The organism is Massilia scottii, assembly GCF_030846495.1.
GTDB lineage: Bacteria > Pseudomonadota > Gammaproteobacteria > Burkholderiales > Burkholderiaceae_D > Telluria_A > Telluria_A violaceinigra.
The window spans coordinates 377,998-400,805 of sequence record NZ_JAVCWM010000001.1; the positions used below are offsets into that span (position 1 = coordinate 377,998).

Annotated in this window: 19 protein-coding genes; 6 read left to right on the plus strand and 13 right to left on the minus strand. The window is 64.8% G+C overall.

Going from position 1 to position 22,808, the window contains the following annotated elements; all coding sequences use genetic code 11:
- Positions 1-186: 186 nt before the first annotated feature.
- Positions 187-1,242 (minus strand): DNA-binding protein, encoded by a 1,056-nt coding sequence (locus tag RBA41_RS01645; protein WP_306620339.1) that lies wholly within the window; start codon positions 1,240-1,242, stop codon positions 187-189.
- A 185-nt stretch (positions 1,243-1,427) separates the two neighbouring features.
- Here RBA41_RS01645 and RBA41_RS01650 point away from each other — a divergent pair, with 185 nt between their 5' ends.
- The 3 genes from RBA41_RS01650 to RBA41_RS01660 all read left to right on the plus strand — a co-directional run bounded on the left by RBA41_RS01650 (position 1,428) and on the right by RBA41_RS01660 (position 5,433).
- On the plus strand, positions 1,428-2,444 hold the full coding sequence (locus RBA41_RS01650) for a site-specific integrase (RefSeq protein ID WP_306620341.1): 1,017 nt from the start codon (positions 1,428-1,430) through the stop codon (positions 2,442-2,444).
- A 206-nt stretch (positions 2,445-2,650) separates the two neighbouring features.
- On the plus strand, positions 2,651-4,711 hold the full coding sequence (locus RBA41_RS01655; RefSeq protein WP_306620343.1) for a di-heme-cytochrome C peroxidase: 2,061 nt from the start codon (positions 2,651-2,653) through the stop codon (positions 4,709-4,711).
- A gap of 146 nt (positions 4,712-4,857) precedes the next feature.
- Positions 4,858-5,433, plus strand: coding sequence for a TerD family protein (locus tag RBA41_RS01660; protein ID WP_306620345.1), 576 nt, complete (start codon positions 4,858-4,860; stop codon positions 5,431-5,433).
- 62 nt (positions 5,434-5,495) lie between these two features.
- Here RBA41_RS01660 and RBA41_RS01665 read toward each other — a convergent pair whose 3' ends face one another.
- The 5 genes from RBA41_RS01665 to RBA41_RS01685 are packed head-to-tail and all read right to left on the minus strand — an operon-like array spanning position 5,496 to position 10,497.
- Entirely contained in the window at positions 5,496-6,857 is a 1,362-nt protein-coding gene (locus RBA41_RS01665) for an adenylosuccinate synthetase (RefSeq protein ID WP_306620347.1), read from the minus strand.
- 8 nt (positions 6,858-6,865) lie between these two features.
- The gene (locus RBA41_RS01670) at positions 6,866-7,843 is read right to left on the minus strand and encodes a VWA domain-containing protein (RefSeq protein WP_306620349.1); all 978 of its coding nucleotides are present in this window, start codon (positions 7,841-7,843) and stop codon (positions 6,866-6,868) included.
- Between the two features lie 18 nt (positions 7,844-7,861).
- Positions 7,862-8,821, minus strand: coding sequence for a lipopolysaccharide kinase InaA family protein (locus tag RBA41_RS01675; RefSeq protein ID WP_306620351.1), 960 nt, complete (start codon positions 8,819-8,821; stop codon positions 7,862-7,864).
- Between the two features lie 7 nt (positions 8,822-8,828).
- Entirely contained in the window at positions 8,829-9,806 is a 978-nt protein-coding gene (locus tag RBA41_RS01680) for an SPFH domain-containing protein (protein ID WP_306620353.1), read from the minus strand.
- 25 nt (positions 9,807-9,831) lie between these two features.
- Complete coding sequence (locus RBA41_RS01685) at positions 9,832-10,497, minus strand: NUDIX hydrolase (protein WP_306620355.1); 666 nt, start codon at positions 10,495-10,497, stop codon at positions 9,832-9,834.
- Positions 10,498-10,861: 364 nt separating this feature from the next.
- On the opposite strand from RBA41_RS01685, the gene RBA41_RS01690 reads away from it, so the two are divergent.
- On the plus strand, positions 10,862-11,245 hold the full coding sequence (locus RBA41_RS01690) for a nucleotidyl transferase AbiEii/AbiGii toxin family protein (RefSeq protein ID WP_306620357.1): 384 nt from the start codon (positions 10,862-10,864) through the stop codon (positions 11,243-11,245).
- Positions 11,242-11,397, plus strand: a complete 156-nt coding sequence (locus RBA41_RS01695; protein ID WP_306620360.1) for a hypothetical protein — start codon at positions 11,242-11,244, stop codon at positions 11,395-11,397. Before RBA41_RS01690 ends, RBA41_RS01695 begins: the two co-directional genes overlap by 4 nt.
- A 71-nt stretch (positions 11,398-11,468) precedes the next feature.
- Here the strand turns inward: RBA41_RS01695 and RBA41_RS01700 are convergent, their stop codons facing one another.
- Positions 11,469-11,945: a helix-turn-helix domain-containing protein gene (locus RBA41_RS01700; protein ID WP_306620362.1), complete on the minus strand. Its 477-nt coding sequence runs from the start codon at positions 11,943-11,945 to the stop codon at positions 11,469-11,471.
- Positions 11,946-12,213: 268 nt separating this feature from the next.
- Between RBA41_RS01700 and msrC the strand changes: the two genes are divergently transcribed.
- Complete coding sequence (gene msrC / locus RBA41_RS01705) at positions 12,214-12,711, plus strand: free L-methionine (R)-S-oxide reductase MsrC (RefSeq protein WP_306620364.1); 498 nt, start codon at positions 12,214-12,216, stop codon at positions 12,709-12,711.
- On the opposite strand, the gene RBA41_RS01710 is transcribed toward msrC, so the two are convergent.
- The 6 genes from RBA41_RS01710 to RBA41_RS01735 form a co-directional block, all read right to left on the minus strand.
- Positions 12,712-12,858 (minus strand): hypothetical protein, encoded by a 147-nt coding sequence (locus tag RBA41_RS01710; RefSeq protein ID WP_306620366.1) that lies wholly within the window; start codon positions 12,856-12,858, stop codon positions 12,712-12,714.
- Positions 12,859-12,923: 65 nt separating this feature from the next.
- Positions 12,924-13,973 (minus strand): glycosyl hydrolase, encoded by a 1,050-nt coding sequence (locus tag RBA41_RS01715; RefSeq protein ID WP_306620368.1) that lies wholly within the window; start codon positions 13,971-13,973, stop codon positions 12,924-12,926.
- Positions 13,974-14,093: 120 nt separating this feature from the next.
- Positions 14,094-16,925, minus strand: a complete 2,832-nt coding sequence (locus RBA41_RS01720) for a class I tRNA ligase family protein (RefSeq protein WP_306620370.1) — start codon at positions 16,923-16,925, stop codon at positions 14,094-14,096.
- Positions 16,926-17,204: 279 nt separating this feature from the next.
- The gene (locus tag RBA41_RS01725) at positions 17,205-17,834 is read right to left on the minus strand and encodes a hypothetical protein (protein ID WP_306620372.1); all 630 of its coding nucleotides are present in this window, start codon (positions 17,832-17,834) and stop codon (positions 17,205-17,207) included.
- A gap of 12 nt (positions 17,835-17,846) precedes the next feature.
- Positions 17,847-19,085 (minus strand): Na+/H+ antiporter NhaA, encoded by a 1,239-nt coding sequence (gene nhaA, locus RBA41_RS01730; protein ID WP_306620374.1) that lies wholly within the window; start codon positions 19,083-19,085, stop codon positions 17,847-17,849.
- A gap of 337 nt (positions 19,086-19,422) precedes the next feature.
- Positions 19,423-22,503, minus strand: a complete 3,081-nt coding sequence (locus RBA41_RS01735; protein WP_374709472.1) for a di-heme oxidoredictase family protein — start codon at positions 22,501-22,503, stop codon at positions 19,423-19,425.
- Between the last annotated feature and the right edge of the window lie 305 nt (positions 22,504-22,808).

The following is a 22,808-nucleotide window of genomic DNA, read 5'->3' on the forward strand; positions in this document are numbered from 1 at the left end:
CGAAGCTTAGCCATGTCGTGTGCAGTCCAGCATCGCTGACCATCCGGTGATCTCAGCCAGGGTATGTCGACTGAATTCATAGGAGCCAGATCGTAAAGAAGTCGTGGCCGTGCTTGTTGCATCGTACTGCATCGGCACGGAAATCTTTTTTTACCAGTTGATCGCGCCGCATGCCGGGTAATGCCGCTATTGCTGCCTTTGTTGGTTGGCCAGCTCGCGCTGCTGGCGCAACTCGGTTTCGAGCACGGTCAGTTGACGCATCAGCGTCTGTTTTTCCTGCGTTCCGGCATGCGCTTCGCTTTCGGCGATGGCGAGGCGCGATGCGGCGATTTCCGCCTCGCGCGCCCGCACCGCCAGGGCAATCCTGCTGTCGCTCAGTTCGCCCTGCATGGCATCGTGCCGGGTCTGCAGCTTGTCGAGCTGGGCCGACAGGGCGGCGACCTGGAACGCGGCGCGTTCGGAAGCGGTGCGTTCGCGCGCGGCCTCGCTGTGCGCAGCCTCGGCAACCTGGTGCAGGCGGGCGTTTTCGGCCCCGGCCTGGGATAGCTGGCCGGCGAGCTGCGCGGCCTGGCCTTTGTGGTGCAGCAATTGCTGGCGCAAGGTCACCAATTCCCGGTCGACCAGGGCGGCGCGCTGTTCAAACCCTTGCCGTTCCTCGGCGCGCTGGGCAGCGGTGGCCGCGTGGTAATGGTCGAACTGGGCGCGCGCCTGCGTCAGCTGGGCGTTGAGCGAGGCAACTTCCGCCGCACGGTCGGCAAGGCGCTGCTGCAGGCCAGCCTGTTCGCTGCGGGCGCCAGCCAGGTCGACCGTCAGCAGGTGGTTGGCCTGGTGGGCCTGCGCAATGGTGGTGTTTGCGCTGGCGAGGTCGCTTTCGAGTGCCTTCACACGTTGTTCCAACGCGGCCTGTTCCGTGCGCGACTGTTGCAACTCGTCGGCGAGCTGCTCGAGCCCGGCCGCGTGGGCGAGCTTTTCCACGTCCAGATTCTGCTGGAAATCCGTTTTGATCGACTCATACACCCCCTTTACCGCCTGCAGCAAGCTGGGCGGCACGCCGGGGGTGGCGGGCGAGGGCGCCTGCTGGTGTTCTTCCTTCCAGCGCTTGAGCATGGGCGCGATGGTGCTTTTGCTGCCCGTACCGCCAAGGGCTTCGCGGACGGTGTCGACAGTGGGGTTCTTGTTATCGGCAGCGAGACCGGCAGCGGCGGCTGCAACATGGGAATAGAGGATGCCGGCGCGTGCCATTTGGGGACTCCTGAATAAGGTAACGTATTACGTGTTACGTAATATTATCTTAAATTACGTTAAAGCGCATCTCGTCAGTTCATTTTTGTTGATCGCGATAAGAGTTGTTATCGTGAGTTATCCGCCGTCCCGCCGTGATATGCTGCGTAATACCCGTTACAAATCGCGTTTTCCCGCGTCTCGCCATGTCTGATGAATTCGTTTCCGTTCCTGTCGCGCCCGCAAGCTCTCCCGCGCCGCTGCGTAACGCCGTTACGCCCCTCGATGCCGAACTGAGCGCGCAGCACCGCGCTTTCCTCGCCGCGGCCACCTCGGAAAACACGCGCCGCACCTACCGCTCCGCCATCAAGCATTTTCTGGCGTGGGGCGGCGTGCTGCCTGCCGACGAGCCGACGATGATTCGCTACCTGCTGGCGTTCGCCGCCTCGCTCAATCCGCGCACGCTCGCGCTGCGCCTCACCGCGCTGTCGCAGTGGCACCTGCACCAGGGCTTTGCCGACCCCGCGTCCACGCCGACCGTCCGCAAAACCCTGGCCGGCATCACGCGCACCAACGGCAAGCCGAAAAAGAAGGCCAAGGCACTGCCGCTGGAAGACCTGGAACGCATCGTTGTGCAGCTGGCGAACCTGGAAACGCTGAAAGCCTTGCGCGACAACGCCCTGCTGCAGATCGGATTTTTCGGAGGATTGCGCCGCAGCGAGCTCGTGGCCATCGAGGTGAGCCACATCGGCCTGCAAACGGAAGGCATGACCATCACCCTGCCGCGCTCCAAAACCGACCAGATGGGGGAGGGCATCGTCAAGGCGATTCCCTACGGTGACGGCGCCTGCTGCCCGGCCACGGCGCTGCGCAACTGGCTGGACGTGGCCGGCATCGCCAGCGGCCCGCTGTTCCGCCCGATCAGCAAATGGGGCGAGGTGTCCGCGGCCGCACTTCACGAAGGCAGCGTCAACACCATCCTCGAACAATGCGCGCGCCTGGCTGGCCTGGACTACGTTCCCGACCTGTCGAGCCACAGCCTGCGGCGTGGCATGGCCACCAGCGCGCACCGCGCCGGCGCCAACTTTCGCGACATCAAACGCCAGGGCGGCTGGCGCCACGACGGCACCGTGCAAGGCTATATAGAAGAAGCCGGCCGCTTCGAGGACAACGCCGCCGGTACCTTGCTCAGGTCAAGTCAGCGGCACGACCGCGAGAAATGATGGTCGGGAGTGGGTTTCCGTGCTGACGGGAATGACGGAGCTAAGCCTCAGGGCAACAATGGCCTGATTCAACCGCATTCGTGCACAAGCCCCGATTTTCTTCGAGCTGGTCGTTCAGATAGGATTGTGCCGCCCGCCTGCCGGGCGTACCATGAAACGGCATGTCGTTTCGGTACGCAAGCCCACCCTGCGGGAGGTACTTGACCATGGTTCGCCGCTCATTGAAGCACTGGCCGCTCGCCATCGTGCTCGTCCTGCTCCTGGTAATCGTGGTGCCGCCGCTGGCACTGTCGCTGTTCCGCCATCAGCAGGCATCGGACGCCGACCCTGGACGCGGCGCCGCCACCGTCGCCCACGACGTGTTCGGCGACAGTTTCACCAAAGTAACTTACCTCGAACAAAACTGGCGGCCGCAGGACAGCCTGTGGTTCTACACCACCACGCAGGGCTCGAACCTGCTGCCTTACGATTTCTTCATGGCGCTCGAACAGCCTGGCTCAACGCCCCTGGCCGCAGCGCCCCCGTTCCGGGCCAACGAGCACATGAACAGCTTGCGCTACCTGCCGCAGCGGGCGACGGCATCCAATCCGGACGCGCTGCCGGTCGGCTTCGTCAAGGACCGCTATCTCAACAAGAACTACGTGGGCCTGACCTGCGCCGCCTGCCACACAGCGCAGATCAACTACCGCGGGCTGGGCATGCGCATCGACGGCGGACCTGGCGGCGCCGATATGGTCGGCTTCCTCACATCCCTGACCACGGCAATGCAGGCGGTGCGCGACGATGCGGCGGTCCGGGAGCGCTTCGTCAAGGCGGTGCTGGCGCGCGGCGAGTATGCCAGCGCCGACGACATCGTCAAGGACGTCGGGGTCTACACCCAGCGCCTGGTCAGCTACAACATCATCAACCACAGCGCCACCAACTATGGGTACGCGCGCCTGGATGCATTCGGCCGCATCTACAACCGCACCCTGCAACACCTGCTCAACCGAAGCCAGCTTGAAGCCGTGCTGCGCAACATTTTCACGCCGGAGCAGGTTGCCGAGGCGCTGGCCGGGATCGGGAACACCCTCAGCTCGGCCCAGCGCGACCAGGTCATCGCACGGGTTGCCAGGACGCCGCGCGACATCGCCTGGCTCAGGCGCGAACTGTTCATCAAGGCCGACGCGCCCGTCAGCTATCCCTTCTTGTGGGACGTGCCCCAGCACGACGTGGTGCAGTGGAATGGGATCGGCAACAATGCCGGCCTGGGGCCGCTGGGCCGCAACGCCGGCGAAGTGATCGGCGTGTTCGGCACGCTCGACTGGCACGAAGCGGACACCTATTCGCTGTCCTCGCTGCTGGCCGGCCAGGGTTTCAAACAACGCACGATCCGCTTCGACTCCTCCGTCAACGTGGAAAACCTGCGCCTGATCGAGAGCCGCCTGGCGTCGCTGCAGTCCCCCCAATGGCCACGCAGCGTGTTCGGCGCCGCCTCGATTGACGCAGCGCGGGTACTGCGCGGCGAGCGCCTGTTTAATAACCACTGCGCCAGCTGCCACGCCAGCATCGATCGCAGCTCGCCCGAACGGCGCATCGTCGCCTACATGTCGAAGGTCGAGGAAGTGGGCACCGATCCCACCATGGCCGACAACAGCGTCAAGTACCTGGGCTACTCCGGCATTTTGCGCAACCAGTACGTCGGCGCGGGCGTGGGCAGCATCCTGCTCGACAAAAAGGCGCCGATCGCCGCCTTGCTTACCAAAGCCACCACCAGCGTGCTGGAAACGCGCGATCCCGACAAGTCGTTCGTGCAGCGCTGGGCCGAATGGCTGCGCAACATGGCCAAAGCCTTCTTCGGCAACGAGATCAAGGCGTCAAACAAGCAGGGCAACTACACGATCGACACCACCATTGCCCCCTACGCGTCCTTGCGTGCCTACAAGGGGCGTGCGCTGAACGGCATCTGGGCCACGGCGCCGTATCTGCACAACGGTTCGGTGCCGACGCTGTACGACCTGCTGCTGCCGGCGCAGTGCCCGGCCGACGACAAGCAGGCCGAATGCCGGCCCGCCAAATTCCAGGTCGGCTCGCGCGAATTCGATCCCGTCAAAGTGGGAATGCGAAGCGAAGGCTACGACGGCTTCACTTTCGACACCCGGCTGCCAGGCAACAGCAACGCCGGCCACGAATACGGCATGGTCGCCGTCATGAAAGGCGATAAAACCGTGCCGCCGCTGACCAGGGAAGATCGGCTCGACCTGCTCGACTACCTGAAAGCGCAGTAAGGCCGGCGGCGCGGTTGCTGTCATTGTCTGCCCGGCACAAGCTGGTTTGGCTCGCCGCAGCCCGTGTTTTTTCAGGCCGCCTCCTGTCCGCGCGCGGAGCACCTATAATGAGGGCTCGTGTAGTCATCAAAACAGGAGAATTTAAGATGGCAATTAGTCTGACCAAGGGTGGCAACGTCAACCTGAGCAAAGAAGCGCCCGGCCTGACGAAAATGGTAATCGGTCTGGGCTGGGATGCCCGGTCCACCAGCGGCGTCGAATTCGACCTCGACGGCTCGGTGTTCTTGTTGAAGGCCGACGGCAAAGTCCGCACCGACACCGACATGATTTTCTATAACAACCTCAAGTCCGTCGATGGCAGCGTGACGCACTCCGGCGACAACCGCACCGGTGCGGGCGATGGCGATGACGAAAGCCTCACCGTCGAACTGAGCCGCATACCTGCCGACATCGAGAAAATTTCGGTGTGCGTCACCATCCACGACGCCGCCGCGCGCAAGCAGAACTTCGGCATGGTATCGAATGCTTTCATTCGCTGCATCAATGCGGCCGACAACACGGAAATCGCGCGTTTCGATTTGTCCGAAGACGGCTCGACCGAAGCGGCCATGATTTTCGGCGAAGTCTACCGCCATGCCGGCGACTGGAAATTCCGCGCGGTCGGCCAGGGCTTCAATGGCGGCCTGGGTCCTCTGGCATCCTCGTTCGGCGTCAACGTTTAAGCGGATGAGCCGTCACCCCACGCTGATGGGGGGGCGAAGCACTGTCGCTACGCCGGTTCGGCTCAGCGGTGCTGCCGGACCGTCTCGTGAGTTGGTCCATACGAACCCAGCAGGACCGGCAAACCCGACAGCGCTTCGAGCTGCGCCACGAACGACCCGGCGTCGGCCACGCGCTCGCCCGCATAGTGCGGGGTGGCGCGCGCAAGCAAATGCCCCAGCCGCTCCTGATGCGCCAGATCGTGTCGGGCGCCGGGCAGGATCGCACCGATCCGACCCGAGTCCGGGTCGCGCGTACACAAGGCATCGTCAGCCGCATCGGCCTCGTAGCTGATGCACCAGCGCAGAGCGCGTTCGCGTCCGAATACATCGAGGTGACTGACCAGCAGGCCGTCGAGCGGGCCCGCCACCTTCAGCGCGTAGCGCAGCAGCAGCGCATCGGGATGGCCGCGCCGGAAACGCCCTTGCCAGCCGTCTGACGTATTATGCGGCTCGGGCAAGTGATCGAGCCGCGCATCGTGGGTCGGCAGCGGCCCGTTGCCGTGGCGCGTCATGTACGAACGCAGGATGCCCAGGTGTTCGATGCGCGCGTGCTGGCCCGCGTCCCTGGCCACCGCCTGCACCGACGCCGGATGGATGCTGCTCCACGTCGTATGCGGATGAAAGCCGCGCCATTCGTCGAGCAGCACGCCCTGCGCACCCTCGAACAGCACGCAGCCGGGCAGGTGCAGCTGCTGCGCCACCTGCGCATGCGAGGCCGGTGGCGCCTGGCGTGTCAGCTCCGCCACGCGCTCGAGCCAGCGCGTGGCCATCGTGGCGTCGTCCAGCACCGCCAGTTCGGCGTCGTAGGCATCCTGGCTGGCCGGCTCGGCGCAGCGCTGCCCGAATGCGGCGCGCAGCGTGCGGCGCATCAGTTCCAGCTTCGCCAGCGCCACTGCCGGCTGCATCAGGTCCGCGTAACGCACAATCTGGTCCGGATGGTCGATGCCATGGCCGGCCGTCTCGCCCACGCCGACCCCGCAGCTGCCGTGCGCCGCCACCCCGCGCTGCAATTCGCGCATGCGTCCCGCCGCCTGGTGAAACGGCGTGGTGACGCGGCAGCGGCCATCGATCAGGATGCGCGCAAGGGCGTCATCCACCCCGGCGCGGCGCAGGTACGCGTCTTCCACCAGCAGCGCCGTCGGATGCACGATGACCGGGTAGGCCAGCAAGGTGACCACGCCCGGCACGAAGCTGCCCGCGCCGAACTGCGCGAAGGTGTGATGCCGGCCGTCGGGCAGAACCACATTGTGGCCGGCCTGGGCGCCGCCGTTAAAACGCACCACCGTATGCGCGCCCCAGTGCCGGCACAGGTAATCGGTGAACAGGCCCTTGCCGCAATCGCCAAAGCCAAGCCCCAGCAGGGACACCAGACGGGTCGAAGACATGGCCATCCTTATGCGAACATGCGCTTCCACCACGCCGACAGAACTGCCGGCGTGCCCGCCGCAGGCACGTGCATCCGCGCGGCGGCATTCGGATCGAGCAGGTCGGCGTACGGACGCAGGGCACGCACGATGGCCGACACGCGCTGCGGCGCGACGGCGTTGGCGCCCAGCGTGGCCACCAGCGCAGCCATGTCGGGAATGGCGCGCTCGGTCAGGCCGACGATGGCGGCGGCCACCGCGCAGGCGTCGCCCGGCTCCTCCATGCAGATCACATGGTCGCCCAGCAGGTCGCGCCAGCGCTTTTCGCAGCGGCCACGCCGGCCCAGGTCGGGAATCAGGAAAAACACGTGGTACGTTTCGGCCGCAGCGGCGATGGCTTCGGCGATCGGCACATCCGCATCGAGCGTGTCGCCTACCAGGCTGCCGATCTGGTGACGCGAAACCGCCGGATACGGCAGCTCGTCGCCGGTGATGAACAGGTAGCCCTTCTTGCGCCGCTTGACCCAGCAATCCATGTCGGTATGCTGCGCCACCATGTAAAAGGCCAGCTCGTAGCTCTCTTCGCCGCTGCCACCGCCGCCGCCTTCCAGGTAGCTCCAGGTGAGCCACTGGTCCATCAGCTCCGCGGTCGACTCGAACTGGCCGACCTGCAGCGGCGCATGGTCGGACGTGGCGTCGCCGATGGCCATGAACAGCAGTTGCGGATCGGCGACGCCGACCGCGTTGAGCAAGGCCATGAAGGTGGGCAGTTCCTTGGTGGCCAGGCTTTGCGGGATGTCGCCCATCGACCCGGTGACGTCGAGTGCGAACACGATTCCCAGCGAATTGGGATGGTCGTCGCTGTCGCGCGATTCGCGGATTTTCAGGCCGTGGGGATTCATCAGCGGGTGGCATCCGCGCTGGGTGAACACTTCGTTGCGGGATGCCGACGCGCGGTCGGCGACCAATGCTGCGTGCGCAGCGTGGGAGTAATTACCTTGACCCATGATGGTTCCTTTGTTTGTCTAGATTGATGGGGTGGGACTGAAGTCGATGAATCTGGCCGGACCGAAAGCGTCTTTCGCCGCCCCGCCGACCGCCTGGCGCATGCCTTCCGCGCCCAGCGCCGCGCACCATGCGGCATCGAGGCTGGCACGCTCCAATAGCCGCGCCAGCGGTGGCGGCGTGGTGCGCGAGATGGCTGGCTCGCCGGGTGCGTCCGCCAGCATGGCGCGCATCGCCCAGGCCAGCTGCATCAGGTCGCGCCCCTGGGCGGTGCCACCATCGTGCCGGCTGCGGCGCGCGCCGGACCAGCCGATGATCAGCACGCCGTGGTCGGCCGGATGCACCAGCAGGTGTTCGGGCGCCAGGCGGCCGTGGCTCCAGCCGCCGGCGTGGACGTAGGCCAGCACTTCAAGCACGCGGCGCCACATCCATACGGCGTGGCGCGCGTCGATCGCGCGTCCGTACGCAAGCCGCACGTCGGCCAGGCTGCCCCAGAATCCCGTGGGGTGGCGCAGCACCAGTACCTCGCGCTGCTGGCCGTCCGCGCTGGCGTTGCTGCCCACGGCGACTGCCTGCGGAAGGCGCTGGGTGAAATAGGCGGCGCCGGGCAAGCCGTCGTCCTGCAACTGGTCGAGAATCGCTTTTTCGCGCGCCAGCTGGCCGGCGGGCGCACCGGCGTGGGCGATTTTCAGCACCACGCGCCGTGGCATGGCGCCGCTGCGCTCGGCCAGCGCCAGTGTGGCGCTGCCGCCGGCACCGAGGTGGGCGATGGTCTTGTAGCGCTGGCCGCCGCAGGAGATGTCGGCGTCGCTCTCGCCGGCCCGCGAGCGCAGGTAAGCCTCGTGAAAGTCGGCGGCGCGCACCAGCTCTTCGCTGCGCGTCACGTCCGCCCCGCAATACGTGCAGGTGACGATGCGCCACAGCGCCTGCCGGGGCAGCGGGCTGCCGCACTGCGGACAGAGTAGGGTGAGCGGAGTCATGTCGATGTCAGGCCAGGATGCGTTTTTTCTCGGCGTCGAATTCGGCGTCGGTCAGGATGTTCTGCTCGCGCAGGGCCGCCAGGTCGCGCAGCAGTGCCATGCGCTGGGCCGGCGCGTCGGGCGCGATTACCCCCGCCATCTGACCGACGCTCGCGCCTAGCGTGCCGCCCAGCGCGAAGCCCATGCCGGCACCGAGCACCGTTCCGGCGCTGCCTTCATTGCGGGCGGCCGCCTGCAGCACGTCGAAACGGCGTTCTTCCTGGTAGTCGAAGCCGATGATGTTCATTTCGGCGCGCCGCGCCAGCGCCGCCTTGAGCTTCTGGACGGCACTGTCGGTCTCCGGCACATTGATCGATTCGATGCTGAACTGGGTCAGCGCCACGCCGTACTGCGCGGTTTCGCCGGCCAGCGCCTCGCCGATCGTGGCGGACAACGCATCGAGCCGGGTCGAAATCTCCAGCACCGACACGCCGCTGGCGCTGATCGCGCCGGCGATCGCGGTTTTGATGCGGGTCGTGTTCATGGCGCGGAAGTAGTCGGCCAGGGTGGCCGCATCCATGCTGCGCGCGGTGCCGACCAGTTTCATCAAGAACAGCTTGGGATCGGCCACCTCGATGGCGTACTGGCCGAAGGCGCGCACCGGCACCATGATGCCGAATTTCGGGTCCTGCAGCTGGATCGGGTCCGGTGTGCCCCAGCGTACGTCGAGCGTGGTGGCCAGGTTCACGAACCAGACTTCGGCCGAAAACGGCGACTGGCCGCCGAACGGCAGGCCCACCAGCTTGCGCAGCAAGGGCATGTTGCCGGTGGAGAGCGTGTGGCGGCCGGCGCCGAACGGGCCTTCGTACACGCCGTCGCGCACCACGAAGGCGACCTGCGACTCGTTGACGATCAGCTGCGTCATCGTCGAAAGCTCCTGCGAGGGGTATTTCCATGCCAGCTGGCTCGCTCTGCCGTCCCACTTCACCCTGTCGATAATGGCCATGATCGTGTTCTCCTTGGTTGATTGGTCAGAGGCCGCGCTTGAGCAGCCCGAGGCGGTCGCGAAACTGCGGACGCAACCGGTACAACTGCGCCGGGCGGCTGGGGCTCGACGCATCCATGTGTCCTTCGGCCGCTTCCAGCACGTCCAGCTCGGCCATCTTGCGGCGAAAGCTCACCTTGTTCAGCGGTTCGCCCATCAGCGCTTCATACACGCGCTGCAGCTGCGGCAGCGTGAACAGTTCGCCGACCAGGAAGCACGGCAGCGACGAATACTGGCTCTTGCTGCGCAGCCGCTCGACCGCCGCCGCCACGATCGTGGCGTGATCGAAGGGCAGGGTAGGCAGCCGGTCGACGCCGACCAGCTTCACGCCCGGATGGCCCGCCGCGGCGATGACCGCGTGCGGCACCAGCGCGTAATAGGCGAGCGACACCGACCAGCCGCGCGGATCGCGCGCCGCGCCGGAAAAGGCGGCCAACTGTTCGAGATAGGGCACGTCGATGCCGGTCTTGGACTTGAGCACGCGCAGGGCGGCGTCGACACCATGGCGGTCCTTGTCGGTGTGGATGTAGCCGCCGGGCAGGGCGGCCACGCCTTTGTAAGGCTCGCGCTCGCGCTTGAGCAGGGCGACCGCCAAACCGTCGTCGGCAAGGGTGAGCAGGACGGTGTCGACGGTGCAAATGACCTCATTCACGCTGGGCTCCTGTGGAAGGTTGGATTGAGTTGACATGTTTGCATTGTACTTAGTTTCAAAATGAAACCGCAAGCTGTTTTCAACACGATCCTGTAAATCGTTTGAATAGAATGATTAGTTTCAAAGCGATACTTTATCGGCGAAATCTGCCAAGACGCACTGATGCGACGAGATTCGGGATAGCAACTGAAGGAACGAGAGGAAGGCGACGCGCGTAGCGGGCTGGGTGAGGTGAGGGCAGGTCAAGCACCGGCGGACCGGTGGCGCTACCTGCAGCTGCAAGCCGGCACCTGACAGGAACGGGTTGCCGGATACGGCTATGATGTCAGTCTTGGAACAGCCACTGCATCCGCAAGGAGTTTCATTGGACAGTCTTCAGGCACCGGTCGCATCGAAAAACGCTTTGGTCATGGCCGGCGCTCCGGGAATCCCTCACGCCTGGGAAACGCTGTTCTCGCGGGCGCTTGTGCTCATCGGCGAAATCGCGAAGCAAGGCTGTGACAACCCGTTCTGGACCTTCGGCGGCGGCACCGTGCTGATGCTGCGATACGGCCACCGCTTCAGCAAGGATATCGATATCTTCGTACCTGATCCGCAGTCGCTAGGCTTTGTCACGCCCCGACTGAGTGACGTCGCCGAGTCGATCACCGGCGACTATGTGGAAGCGGCCAACTACGTCAAGCTGTATCTTCCCGAAGGCGAAATCGATTTTGTAGCAACGCCCAATCTGACCGGAGCGAGTCTTTGAAAAAGCAGTTTGAAGCTATCGATGCCCTCCAATTTCACCCGACCTTCGATACCGCCTGCCTGACGCTACGCAAAATGCTGCACACCATTCGCTTTGGGGAAGGAGACATCAAGGACTCCCACGGGAGGGACGCGGACGATATGCCGGCGTAAGATGCCTGACCACGCTCGTTGAACGTATCGGTCCGATAGCCGGCAATTTCTTCCGGCGGCCTCGCTCTTCGTCACCAGACTGTGCGGCATACATACCACTGCTTCGCCCACAGTCTCAGATTCTTCATGATTTTCTTTGCCGGCACCTCTGGCGTAGCCGCTTCGCTAACTGCTTTCACTACGACAGATAGCGGGGTCTCATCCAGCAGCGCCATCAGGTGTGGGTGGAATTTTTCAGGCGCCTCGCCCGAACGAAGCATCTCCGCCAGCATGTCTGGCGTGAGTACATCCTTGTAGCTGGTGCTGACGCTGCGCGCGGCGACCGCCAGCGCACTTCTCATTCCGGAAGGTTGTACTGTTTCGATGTCGAGGCCCAAAATATCCATCACTGACTTCAGTCTGGTGTAGCCGAGCTCCTTCAATGTCCCATTCTCCAGCTGGTTAATTGTCACCCGGGAAAGTCCGGCAAACCTGGCCACGTGCTCCTGCAGCAAGCCAGCCTCGACGCGCCTCTTTTGAATTTCGCCGCCAATTTGCGCAAGATTCATTCCCGCACCAATTAATGTTAAGTATACTTAACATTATAGAGTCGGTTGACTCGAGTTCAAGGCATTTTGCTCAAGGAGATTGGCTTATTAGGCGGTTCATTCAGGAAGCCTGACTGGGTACGCAAGCATTGCTGTATTCGCGGGAGCTTGAGCGTGCTGGAGCGTGAAAATTCGCTGGCGGCAAGTTCAGACCTCAGCGCGTACAATACTGGCGCGCGACCATGAAGGATCGCAGCTCCTTTCATCAACCAGACAAACAGCCAGCCGTATGCACTCCGACATTTCCAGCAACACAGGTGACTATTCTCTTCTCGCGCGCCAAGTGAGCAGCATTCTCGACGGCGAGCGCGACCTGACCGCCAACGCGTCGCAATTCTCCGCCCTGGTGTACTCCACCATTGCGGACCTGAACTGGGCCGGCTTCTACCTGCTCCGTCCGGGCAAGAAGGAGGGCGCCCAGGAACTGCTGGTCGGCCCGTTCCAGGGCAAGGTCGCGTGCGCGCGCATTCCCCTGGGCCGTGGCGTGTGCGGCACCTCCGCACAGGAGCGCCGCACCATCGTGGTCGCCGACGTGCACGCGTTCGAGGGCCACATCGCCTGCGACAGCGCCTCGAATGCCGAAATCGTCATCCCGCTGCTCAAGGACGGCCAGCTGTACGGCGTGTTCGACATCGACAGCCCGCTGCTGAACCGCTTCAGCGAAGAAGACCGCGTCGGCCTCGAGGCGATGGTCCAGGCCTTCCTCGACGCGACCGACATGCATTGATCAAAAACGCGGCAGCTTGTCCAGCGTGATCACGTTCGGATGGCTGTACACCTTGCGCTTGTGCGCATTGGTGTTGTAATACTCGCCGGTCCAGAAGTTACTCGGACTGGTGACGCCGGCCGGGCCGTCGCCGTCGTTCCACACCATGAACCACAGCCACCAGGCCTTGTCCGCGGCGATCTTGTCCGGATCGGGGATGAAGCTGTTTTCGCTCAGTGCGACCGGTTGCGTTCCACCGGCGTGTTCAACGCCTGCTGGTAGGTCGCCAGCTGCGAGCCGTAGGTCTTGTTGTCGCTGCCGTCGTAAATATCGTGGCTGACGATGTCGACCACGTCGTCGCCCGGATACCACGCCGGATCCTGCCCGTTCCATACCCAGATCAGGTTATGCAGGCCATGCCGGTGCACCAGGCGGTCGAACATGTGGCGCCACAAAAGGATGTTCGCGTACGCCTGCGGCACGCCATCGGTACGGGTGCGGCCCCACCAGAACCAGCCATCGCCCTTGTAGCCCGAAGCTTCATGCAAGGGCCGCCACAGCACGGTCACGCCCGCATCGGACAGCTTTTTGAGCTCCACCGCCACCATGTCGATGCCGTCGTTGATCTGCTGGTAAGCCGGGCTGCTCTTGTCGAGCGCTCCACGGGCCATGGGAATCATGAAGTTGGTGTTTTTGCTGGCGTCGCTCTCGCGCGCATAGAAGTTGGCGTTGTTGACCTGGGCCGTTTTCAGCAGCGCCGGGTCGCGCCAGTGCCACGCGAATGTGACCAGGCCACCCTTGCCGGCGAAGGCGATCGCTTCCTCGGTCTGGCGCCGGCCCTCCACCCAATTGGCCGTCAGCCCATAGTTCATGAAATCGTATCCCATCAGCGCAGGGGACTTGCCGGTATCGGCGCGTACCCGTTCGGCCATGTCGATCGCGTCTTTCCAGGTCAGGTCGGCCTGGCCGGCGATGACCTGCTTGCCCCAGACGCTGCGCAGATAGCTGAATACCGCGCGCGTTTTGGCATTCGCATTGTTGTCGACCGGTGCGCTGCGGGCGGCCGCCGGCGGCATGCTGGTGCAAAAACTGCGCGCGATGCAGTAGTTCCCGCGTTCGACGCCCCAGCCATCGTTGTCGTTAGCGCACAGCGGCCAGGTTTGCTGATTGACGGTGCAGGTGTCGTTGTCGGCCGCCTGCGAATGAGCGGGCAGCGTCAGGGCCGCCATCATGGCGATCAGACGGGCAAGCAGGCGGATGCCCGCCGTGCGTGGGTAGGTCATGTGTTTCTCCAGCGGTGAGGGAGCACCAAAGGTAGCCTTGTGCGCGCTGCTTTTCAACGATGCACTGTATTGACAGGCTTCTTTAGTCAGCAGCGCGCAACTGGGGCCGTGTTTAGTGCGTCACCTCGCGTGCGTCACCTCCTCGGCGCACTGGTGGCACAGCCCGCGTTCGTCGAGCGCCACCCTCAGGTAGTCGCGGCAGCGGCCGCACCGGTGCGGACGAACGGCGCTCTTGCCGGCACGGACCGGCAGCGCGTCGCCGGCCGGACCGGCCTCCCAGGCGTCGAGCGCGTTCGCCTCGTCTCCCTGCAGTACGAAACAACCGGGGAACAGGGCGCGCAGCCGGTCTTCGCTTTGCGGGTCATGCTCGCCCTGGAACGCCAGGCACACGGGCATGCCCTTGTCGACCAGGGCGCGCGCGCGTTCGACCAGCGGCTGCAGCGAGCGGCGCCAGGCCAGCATCGCCTCGGTGTGGCGCAGCGCCGGGTCCATGCCGGGCTGCTCGTCCTTTTCCGGCAGTTCGTGCAGGAACAGCGACGCCCGAGGGTGGCCGGGCCAGGCCAGGTACGCCTCCTCGCAGGCGAACGGCATCACCGTCGCCAGCATCTGCGCGCACAGCAGGAACGATTCGCGCAGCGCCCATTGCACGCTCACCAGCGCCGCGCTGCCGCTTTTTGCGCAGTACAGGGTGCGCTTGGACAGCTCGAACCACTCCGCACTGGCCCACTGGCGGAACTGCGCAAGGCAGGTGAGCGCCTGGTAGAAGCGGCCACCCTCCATGCATGCATGCCACTGGTGGCGCGCCTCCTGCAATTTGCGCAGCGCCAGGCGGTCGAGCTCACGCAGGCTGTCCGGACGAGGAGCAGCGGGATCGTCCTCCATGTTCGCCAGATGAAAGCGCAGGAAGCTGCGCCAGTCCCTGGCATCCTGTGTGGCCTGTTTGAGCGAGGTGCCGGACCATTTCATCTCGTCGCCCACGTCCTGGCTGCAGACCCACAGACGGAACACATCGGCGCCGCACTTGGCGAACAGCGCCTTGTGGTCCGGCGTGCCGCCGTCGGACTTGGAAAACTTCATGCCCTTTTCATCGACCACGAACCGGTGCGTCATCACCTTTTTGAAAGGCGGCAGGGCGCTTTTGAAGGCATGCAGCAGGAACGAGGACAGGAACCAGCCGCGCGTCTGGTCCTGGCCCTCGACCGCCAGGTCGGCCTGGCCGCAGCCATCTTCGGCCGCGCTGTGCCAGGCGGCGCCGGCGTCGAACCAGACATCGACGCTCTGGGTACTCTTTGTGTAGCCGGGCGGGGTGTCGAAGGCTTGCCAGGCTTCGACGCCGCCACTGCGCACGCGCTGCACCAGCTCGCGCCACATGGCGGCGCTATCGGGATGCAGTTCGCCGCTCGCCTCATGGCGGAAGAACGGCAGCGGCAAACCCCACAGGCGGTCGCGCGACAAGGTCCAGAAGCGGCGCGTCGACATCATCAGGGCCAGCGGCGCGCGCGCCTTTTCGTCCGGTACGAACACAGTGTGCCCGAGTGCGGCCATGGCGCGCTGCGCCAATCCCTCCGGGCAGCCGTCGAAGGGTTTGTGCAAATCGAGCGCCCACTGCTGGCTGGCGCGGTAGAACACCGGCTTCTTGTGGCGCCAGCACATCGTGGTTTCAACGCTCCTGCGCTCGACGTGCACCAGCCGGCCGGACTGCGCCAGCAAGTCGCATGACACCTGCGACCCCACGTCCAGCGAGGCGCCACGCAGCGCGTCTGGCATGGCGACCGTGCCGACGTCCATCAGGCGGCCATCCTTGCCGACATGGCAGTCGAGCCGCACGCCATCGGTTTCGTGGAGCACGAAGTCGTCCGGTCCGAACGCCGGCGCCAGGTGCACGAAGCCGGAGCCTTCGCTTTCGCTGGCAAACGCCGCCGCCAGCAGGGGCGCCGCGAGGCCGGTGAGCGGACTGACCGCCGCCAGCCGCAGCGCGCCGAGCTGGGAGAAGTCGAGGGCACCATCGAATTCGCGGCCGGCGTCACCGAACATCGCCGGGTAGTCGCACAGCAGACGGTCACGCGCCTGCACCGCGAGCACGACGCGCAGGCCATTGTGGAGCGTGGCGACGCTTAGCGCGCCCGCCTGGGGGTGGCCGAAACCGGCATTGGCCCAGAGTGTCCACGGCGTGGTGGTCCACGACAGCAGGTGCAGCGGGCCGGCCGGCCAGGCCGCCCCGTTCTGGCGCGCTCCTTGCTCCAGCGCCTGGCAGGAGGCGGGCGCGAACGGCACGCTGAAGAAGGTCTCCATGCGCTCGCGGGTGGTTTTTTCCAGTTCGCTGGCGGCGAGCGCGCTTTGGCACGCCGGGCACCAGTGCACGGGCGAATGCCGCTCCACCAGCAGGCCGGCCTGCCACATCTCGAGCAATAGCGACAGCGAGGCCGCCTCGCGCTCGGGGTCCATGGTCAACCAGGGCTGGTCCAGGTCCGCCATCAGCCCGGCGCGCGACATCGATAGCGCCTGCTGATCCTTCCAGCGCGTCGCTTCATCGCGGCACTGCCGCATGAACAGGGGCGCGTCGTCCTTGGCGCGCGCGCCGTGACGCTTTTCGACCGCCAGTTCGAGCGGCAGTCCGTGGCAATCCCAGCCGGCACGCCAGGTGACCCGCTGGCCGCACACGCTGGCATAGCGGGCGTGCACGTCCTTGAGCGTTTTGTTGAGCAGATGGCCGAGATGGGCGTCGCCGTTGGCGTACGGCGGACCGTCGAGCAGCCAGTAGCGCGGCTTGGCCTGGCGGGCGCTATCGAGCTGCTGGCGCTGGCCGGTGGCGCGCCAGTGGGCCAGCAGGCGCTCTTCCATGGCCGGGTTGGGGGTGTTCCAGAAGGCGGGCTGATTGAGCCGCAATGCGTAGCTTGGCGCGGCGGACGTGCCGGTGGCGTGGTCCTGCGATGGGGAAAACGAGGTATGCATGAAGTGCTCCGATAAAGTCGGGAGCAAAGCTGGATGAGACTTGCGCGGAACGCTTCGCGAATTACCGCCAAGTGCTCGCTTGAAATTTATCCGACGACCGAAACACGAAAGCGAGCGACGTGTGTGGCCGCTCGGATAATTCGTGCAGCACCCGCGTCCAGGCGCAGACCGGCAGCGGCATCGAGTGCCGGGCGGGTGCGAGGGAGAGGGGCGTTGTGCGGGTTCATGGCTTCAATATATTGCACTTGCACATTTTACGCAAGGGCGTGTTGAAACCAGTTACAGCCCGTCGCGCTCGTGCGTCGCGTAGACTTTGCCGCTGGCCTTGTCGTAGACTTGCACACGGTCGAGCCGGCCAAGCAGCCCGGTGCCATTGATCTTGTCGAGGGAAGGCGCGATACGTGTCGTGGACTCACTTTCCTCATAGCTGAACAGGTAAGGCGCTTCCAGCGACGCCACGGCAATGCACCCGAACGGGCTTTTTTTCGCGCGCGCCTCGGCGGCCGGCATGGAAACGGCGGTGGTGTAGTAAATGAACTCGTAAGCGTAGGGCATGACCGTGGCGGTATAGTTGCCGCGAACCACTGCCCCAGCTGGTTCGTACATCGCACCTGACGGAACACCCAGCGCGAGCTCCGATAAGTCCGTGTACGTCACCATGCTCCTCGCGCCATAAGCATTCTGCGTGGCGGATTTGCTGCTCTCGATAACATCGGACTTGCCCGGCACCGCATCGATCTTGCGCTTGACCCAGGCGAACACCTGTTTTGGATCGTTGCGGGCATAGGCCGTGGGCGGCACTGCCGGATCCCAGTGCACCGGGGCGAAGGAGCGATCAGCCGCCTTCGCACCCGGGCTGCTCTTTTTAGCCGGCGTTTGCGCCGGTGCGTTGGCCGCACCGAGCGCCATGCTCTCCGGTCACTATATTGCCAATTCCTGTTTCGAGGGCACGGAGATGCCGTCGTCGAAATCGAGCGTATCCGGGTCGCTGTCGCCGGCCTGGGGTTTGCCGAACATCGTCAGCCACGCGAAGCCGATCACGCCGGCAATCAGGGAGGCCAGCAGAATCGCCATCTTCGACGCGTTCACCACCTCGGGCTGGCCCACGAACGCCAGATTGGTAATGAAGATCGACATCGTAAAGCCGATGCCGCCCAGCAGTCCCGCGCCGAATACATGGCGCCAGCCGAGGTCGAGCGGAAGCCGGCACATGCCCATTGCCACCGCTGCGAAACAGAACAAGGTGATTCCCAGCGGCTTGCCGATCACCAGGCCGGCGAGAATGCCGAGGCTATTGGCCGACATCAGCTCCTGGGTCCAGCCGGACGCAATCAGAATGCCGGTATTGGCCAGGGCGAAGATCGGTAAAATGATAAACGCAACCGGCTTGTGCAGGATATGTTCAAGCCGGTGCGATGGCGAATCCTGGTCATCCTGCTTCGCGGAAAACGGAATGGCGAAGGCCAGCAGCACGCCGGCAATCGTCGCATGCACGCCCGACTTGAGCATCAACACCCACATCACGGCGCCGCCCACCAGATACGGCGCCAGCGCCATGATGCGCAGCACGCGGTTCATGCAGACCAGCACGACGAACATGGCCACGGCCGCCAGCAGATACGGCACCGACAGCTGGGCCGTATAAAAGACCGCAATCACGATGATCGCGCCCAGGTCGTCCATGACGGCCAGCGCGGTCAGGAAAATCTTCAGCGAGGCCGGCACGCGGCTGCCCAGCAAGGCCAGCACACCGAGCGCGAAGGCGATATCGGTGGCCATCGGAATGCCGATACCGGGCTGCGTGGGCGAGCCGTTATTGAAGCCGAAGTGGATCAGCGCCGGCACGCCAATGCCGCCCACCGCCGCCACGATGGGCAGCAGCGCGTTCTTGAAGTTGGACAGCTCGCCGTTATACAGCTCGCGCTCCAGTTCCAGGCCGATCAACAGAAAGAAGATGGCCATCAGCGCATCGTTGATCCAGTGCTCGATGCTCAGGCCGGCCAGTTTGAGGTGCCAGAACTGCAGGTAGTCGCCGCCGACAGGGGAGTTCGCAAGCACCAGCGACACCACGGTGCAGACGATCAGGACAATGCCCCCGGCTTTGCTCGAGGCAAAGAACTCCTTAAAACTGTTCGACAGACCGATTGCGACAATTGCCATGTGATTCCTTTCGCCAAGATTGGCACGGTGGTTGGATCAGGAAAAGCGGGTATCTGGACGAGCGAGAGGAAGCACGCGGCATGCAAGGATGCACCGCTCAAACGGAGAGAAAAGCTGGAAAGCGAGGGAAGATGGGGTCATGGGTCGTCAAAAAGCAGCGTGGCGGCCCGACCATCGCAAAACCTGCCACACGAACGTGTGGTCACCCAAGGGTCAGTATAACCGATTCGTACCCCGTCGGGAACCGGGTGGCGCCGCATCGCATGCCCGCTGACAAAAAGGGCGCCGGATAGACATGCTGTCCGGCGCCCAATTCATTTACCACGCGTGCGAAAAATTACAGTGACTTGAGGAATGCCAGCAAGGCTTCGCGCTCTTGCGCCGACAGGTTTTCAAAGCGCTGGCGCGAGCGCTCCGCCTCGCCGCCGTGCCACAGGATGGCCTCGGTCAGGTTGCGCGCGCGGCCGTCGTGCAGGTAGCCGGCTTTGCCGTTCTTGCCCATGACCATGTCGGTGTAACCGATGCCCCACAGCGGCGCGGTGCGCCACATGGTGCCTTTCGCCTGGCCTTCGGCAAACTTGTCGGCCAGTCCCGCACCCATGTCATGCAGCAGCATGTCGGTGTAAGGACGGATGGTCTGGTTGCGCAGCTCGGCGAACAGATGGCCGGCGCCGGTCTTCATCTGCACGGTATGGCAGGCGGCGCAGCGCATGCCCTGGAACAGCTTGCTGCCTGCGCTGACCTGTTGGGCGTCGACGCGGTGCTCGTCGAGCGGCGCGACGCCCTTCGGAAAGCCGCTGGCGACGCTGCGTTGCGCCGGCACGCCAACCAGTGCCAGGTAGTGCGCGATCGACTTGAGGTCGGCGTCAGGAATGCCTTTCTGCGTTCCGCCTGATGCGCAACCGGCCGGATTGGCGCCGCAAGTGCGGTTCGGATAGAGCGGCGAGGTGACCGACATGTCGAGCAGCAGCGCGTCGGCGCTCTGGTGACGCAGCGTCGCTTTCGATGCCTTCCAGCCGAAGCGGCCGAGGCGCACCGCACCGGTTTCCGGATCGAACACGAAGTTGGCCGTGCCCTTGACCCCGTCGGCGTCCTGCGGCTGGGCCGCGCGCGCCAGGATGTCCGCTTCCGGAATGGCTTCGAGCAAGCCGGTGCCGATCATCGGCTGGGCCGCGCGCAGCGAGAAGGCGTCCGGGACCGGCCCTTCGAAGCCGAGCGTGGGCTTGCGCAGTTCGACCATGGTGCCGTCGGCCAGCTTGACCGAACGGGTCTCGAAGCCCGCCACGCGCACCCCGCTGCCCCAGTTCTGGGCGCTGCCGGTGGGCGAGACGGCGTTCATCTGGACCGCCGTGCCATACAGCGGATGCGGCAGTTGCTGGCCCGTCGGGCTGGTCGAGGCGACGCGCACCGACATGCTGTCCAGACGCTGGTTGAGCGCGCTCGGCGCCGGGCTGCGGCCGTTGTTGACGTGGCAGGCGATGCAGGCGGACTGGTTATAGCGCTGCCCTTGCAGACCCACCGCGGGCAGGTAACGGTCGTTGCCCGGCTCGTTATGCTCGCCTGTCAGGAAATTCGTGTGCAGCAGGCGCCGGCCTTCGACAAAGCGCTGCATGTTTTGCATGCCCACATTGTTATGCGGCTGCTGGAACATGAACAGGCCGTTGTCGGTGTAGTTGTACGAGATCGATCCCTGGCCGCCGGACAAGGTTTCTTCCGGCAGCGGCACCGAGTTCAGGCGCGGCTGCACGCCGTACCACGGCTTCAGGCCGGCGCCGACCACGTAGACCCACTCGTACGAGTAATAGCGGATGCCGCCGGTGTCGCCCTTCGCGGCCATCGATTCCCTGGTCGAGAAGAACGAGGGCGACACTTCGATGATATCGCCGGCGACCAGCGCACGTCCCGCGACGCTCTTTCCATTCGGCATGCCATTCGCATCGATGCCGCCATGACCCGGGTAGCCCTTGACCAGCAGGGTGCAGGCGCCGTTGATGCCGTTGGCGCTGGTCAGCTTGCTGTTGGCAGGGTAGGGGATCGGCGCGCACTGGGCCACGCTGCGGTCGACCAGTTCGCCGGGATTCATCCAGCCGTAGCCGGTCACGCCGGGCCGGTCGAAGGCGCGGAAGAAGGCCACGCCGCCGGACAGGAAGTCGGTCTGCGTGTACTGGTTCACGATCAGCTGCGGCTTGGTCACGCCGGCCACGCGGCTGTTGTCGATGATCTCGACGCCCCAGGTGCGGTTCTTGAAGTACTGCGGCACGAACGTGAGGTAATTGCCCGGGCCTTTATCGACCGCCAGGCCGGTTGCCGGATCGACCGTTTCGTTGGGACCGTGGCCGATCTCGTTCCAATCCTCGCCGCGCTCGCGGCCGTGGCGCGCCAGGCCGCGCGCGCCGAAGCGGGTGACCAGGGTGCCGTCGGGCAGCGTGAACTGCAGCGTTTCGAGCGGTTCGGCCGAGGTTGGCAGTGGGGGCAGGCCATTGCCGTTGGCGGGGAAGGGATGGGCCGAGGTGACGGACGCGGGCACGGTGTTGTCGCTGCCGGGGGTCTTGAACTCCACCTCGAACAGCGAGTAGCCGTACTGGGTGGCACGGGCCACGCCCTGCAGGCGGATAAAGCGGGCGTTGATGCCGAGATTGAAGAATTCCTCGGTGCCGCCGCGGCCGTTGCTCACATTGCGCACCTGGGTCCAGTTCTGGCCATCGTCCGACACGCGCAGTTCGTACTGTTTGCCGTAGGCGTTTTCCCAGAGCAGCTTCATGTAGCCGACCGGGGTCCTGGCGCCGAAGTCGAACGCGATCCAGGCGCCGTCTTCGGACTTGCTGGCCCAGCGCGTCGCCGCTTTGCCGTCGATCGTCATGGCGGCCGACATGGCCTGGTTTTCAAGCGGCGAGGAACTGGCCGCGACCGGCTTGATGGCCACGCCCGGCTGGCCCGGTTCATTTGGGGCGGGCACAGGGACCGGTAGCGGATTCGTGCCCACCGGCGCGCCCGAAAAGGCCTGAATCTGGAAGATGGAGTAGCCGTACCGGGTCGAGCGCTTGACGCCCTGCATGCGCAGATAGCGGCCTTTGCCGTTCAATCCGGTGATGTCCTCGGTGCCGCCCTGGCTGTCGTTCACGGCCCGGATGGTGGTCCAGCTGATGTTATCGTCCGACACTTGCAGCAGGTATTGGCTGGCGTGGGCGTTTTCCCAGTCGATGCGCACGCGGCTGATGAATTCGGACTTGCCGAAGTCGAGCGTGAGCGATTCGCCGTCCGAAAATCCGCTGGCCCAGCGCGTGTTCTCATTGTGGTCGATGGCGGCCGTGCCCGCCAGGTCGGGCCGCTCGGCCGAACTGGCGCTGGCGCCGAGCGGCGTGAGCGCCGCTTCCGTGCTCGGCCCGGCGCCGGCCAGCATGCGCGACGTGCCGCTCATGCTGCCCTGGGCGGGCGGGGGAGACTCGCCGCCGCCGTTGCCGCCGCAGGCGGCCAGCAGCAGCGTCAGGGCGAGGGGAAGCCCCTGGGCCGACAGCTTGCGCAACTGTCCCGGCGTTGCCCCATTGCGCGGCGCGCCCGATGTTGAATACCTCATGTTGACCTCGTGATTGTCGGACTTCATTAAAATGATGCAGCCGGGTTGGACCGGCCGGCATGCTTCTCTTGATGGCCAGGCAGCGTCGGCAGCTCCGCCGTCGTGCGGTTTCGTGATTGCACCGCCTCCTGTTTGCATCTTTATAACAT

What these genes read in the sequence shown, in the direction of transcription:
- RBA41_RS01645 (WP_306620339.1), bottom strand. Translation starts at nt 1,242, where the DNA reads ATGGCACGCGCCGGCATCCTCTATTCCCATGTTGCAGCCGCCGCTGCC.
- RBA41_RS01650 (WP_306620341.1), top strand. Translation starts at nt 1,428, where the DNA reads ATGTCTGATGAATTCGTTTCCGTTCCTGTCGCGCCCGCAAGCTCTCCC.
- RBA41_RS01655 (WP_306620343.1), top strand. Translation starts at nt 2,651, where the DNA reads ATGGTTCGCCGCTCATTGAAGCACTGGCCGCTCGCCATCGTGCTCGTC.
- RBA41_RS01660 (WP_306620345.1), top strand. Translation starts at nt 4,858, where the DNA reads ATGGCAATTAGTCTGACCAAGGGTGGCAACGTCAACCTGAGCAAAGAA.
- RBA41_RS01665 (WP_306620347.1), bottom strand. Translation starts at nt 6,857, where the DNA reads ATGTCTTCGACCCGTCTGGTGTCCCTGCTGGGGCTTGGCTTTGGCGAT.
- RBA41_RS01670 (WP_306620349.1), bottom strand. Translation starts at nt 7,843, where the DNA reads ATGGGTCAAGGTAATTACTCCCACGCTGCGCACGCAGCATTGGTCGCC.
- RBA41_RS01675 (WP_306620351.1), bottom strand. Translation starts at nt 8,821, where the DNA reads ATGACTCCGCTCACCCTACTCTGTCCGCAGTGCGGCAGCCCGCTGCCC.
- RBA41_RS01680 (WP_306620353.1), bottom strand. Translation starts at nt 9,806, where the DNA reads ATGGCCATTATCGACAGGGTGAAGTGGGACGGCAGAGCGAGCCAGCTG.
- RBA41_RS01700 (WP_306620362.1), bottom strand. Translation starts at nt 11,945, where the DNA reads ATGAATCTTGCGCAAATTGGCGGCGAAATTCAAAAGAGGCGCGTCGAG.
- msrC (WP_306620364.1), top strand. Translation starts at nt 12,214, where the DNA reads ATGCACTCCGACATTTCCAGCAACACAGGTGACTATTCTCTTCTCGCG.
- RBA41_RS01710 (WP_306620366.1), bottom strand. Translation starts at nt 12,858, where the DNA reads ATGGTGTGGAACGACGGCGACGGCCCGGCCGGCGTCACCAGTCCGAGT.
- RBA41_RS01715 (WP_306620368.1), bottom strand. Translation starts at nt 13,973, where the DNA reads ATGACCTACCCACGCACGGCGGGCATCCGCCTGCTTGCCCGTCTGATC.
- RBA41_RS01720 (WP_306620370.1), bottom strand. Translation starts at nt 16,925, where the DNA reads ATGCATACCTCGTTTTCCCCATCGCAGGACCACGCCACCGGCACGTCC.
- RBA41_RS01725 (WP_306620372.1), bottom strand. Translation starts at nt 17,834, where the DNA reads ATGGCGCTCGGTGCGGCCAACGCACCGGCGCAAACGCCGGCTAAAAAG.
- nhaA (WP_306620374.1), bottom strand. Translation starts at nt 19,085, where the DNA reads ATGGCAATTGTCGCAATCGGTCTGTCGAACAGTTTTAAGGAGTTCTTT.
- RBA41_RS01735 (WP_374709472.1), bottom strand. Translation starts at nt 22,503, where the DNA reads ATGAGCGGCACGTCGCGCATGCTGGCCGGCGCCGGGCCGAGCACGGAA.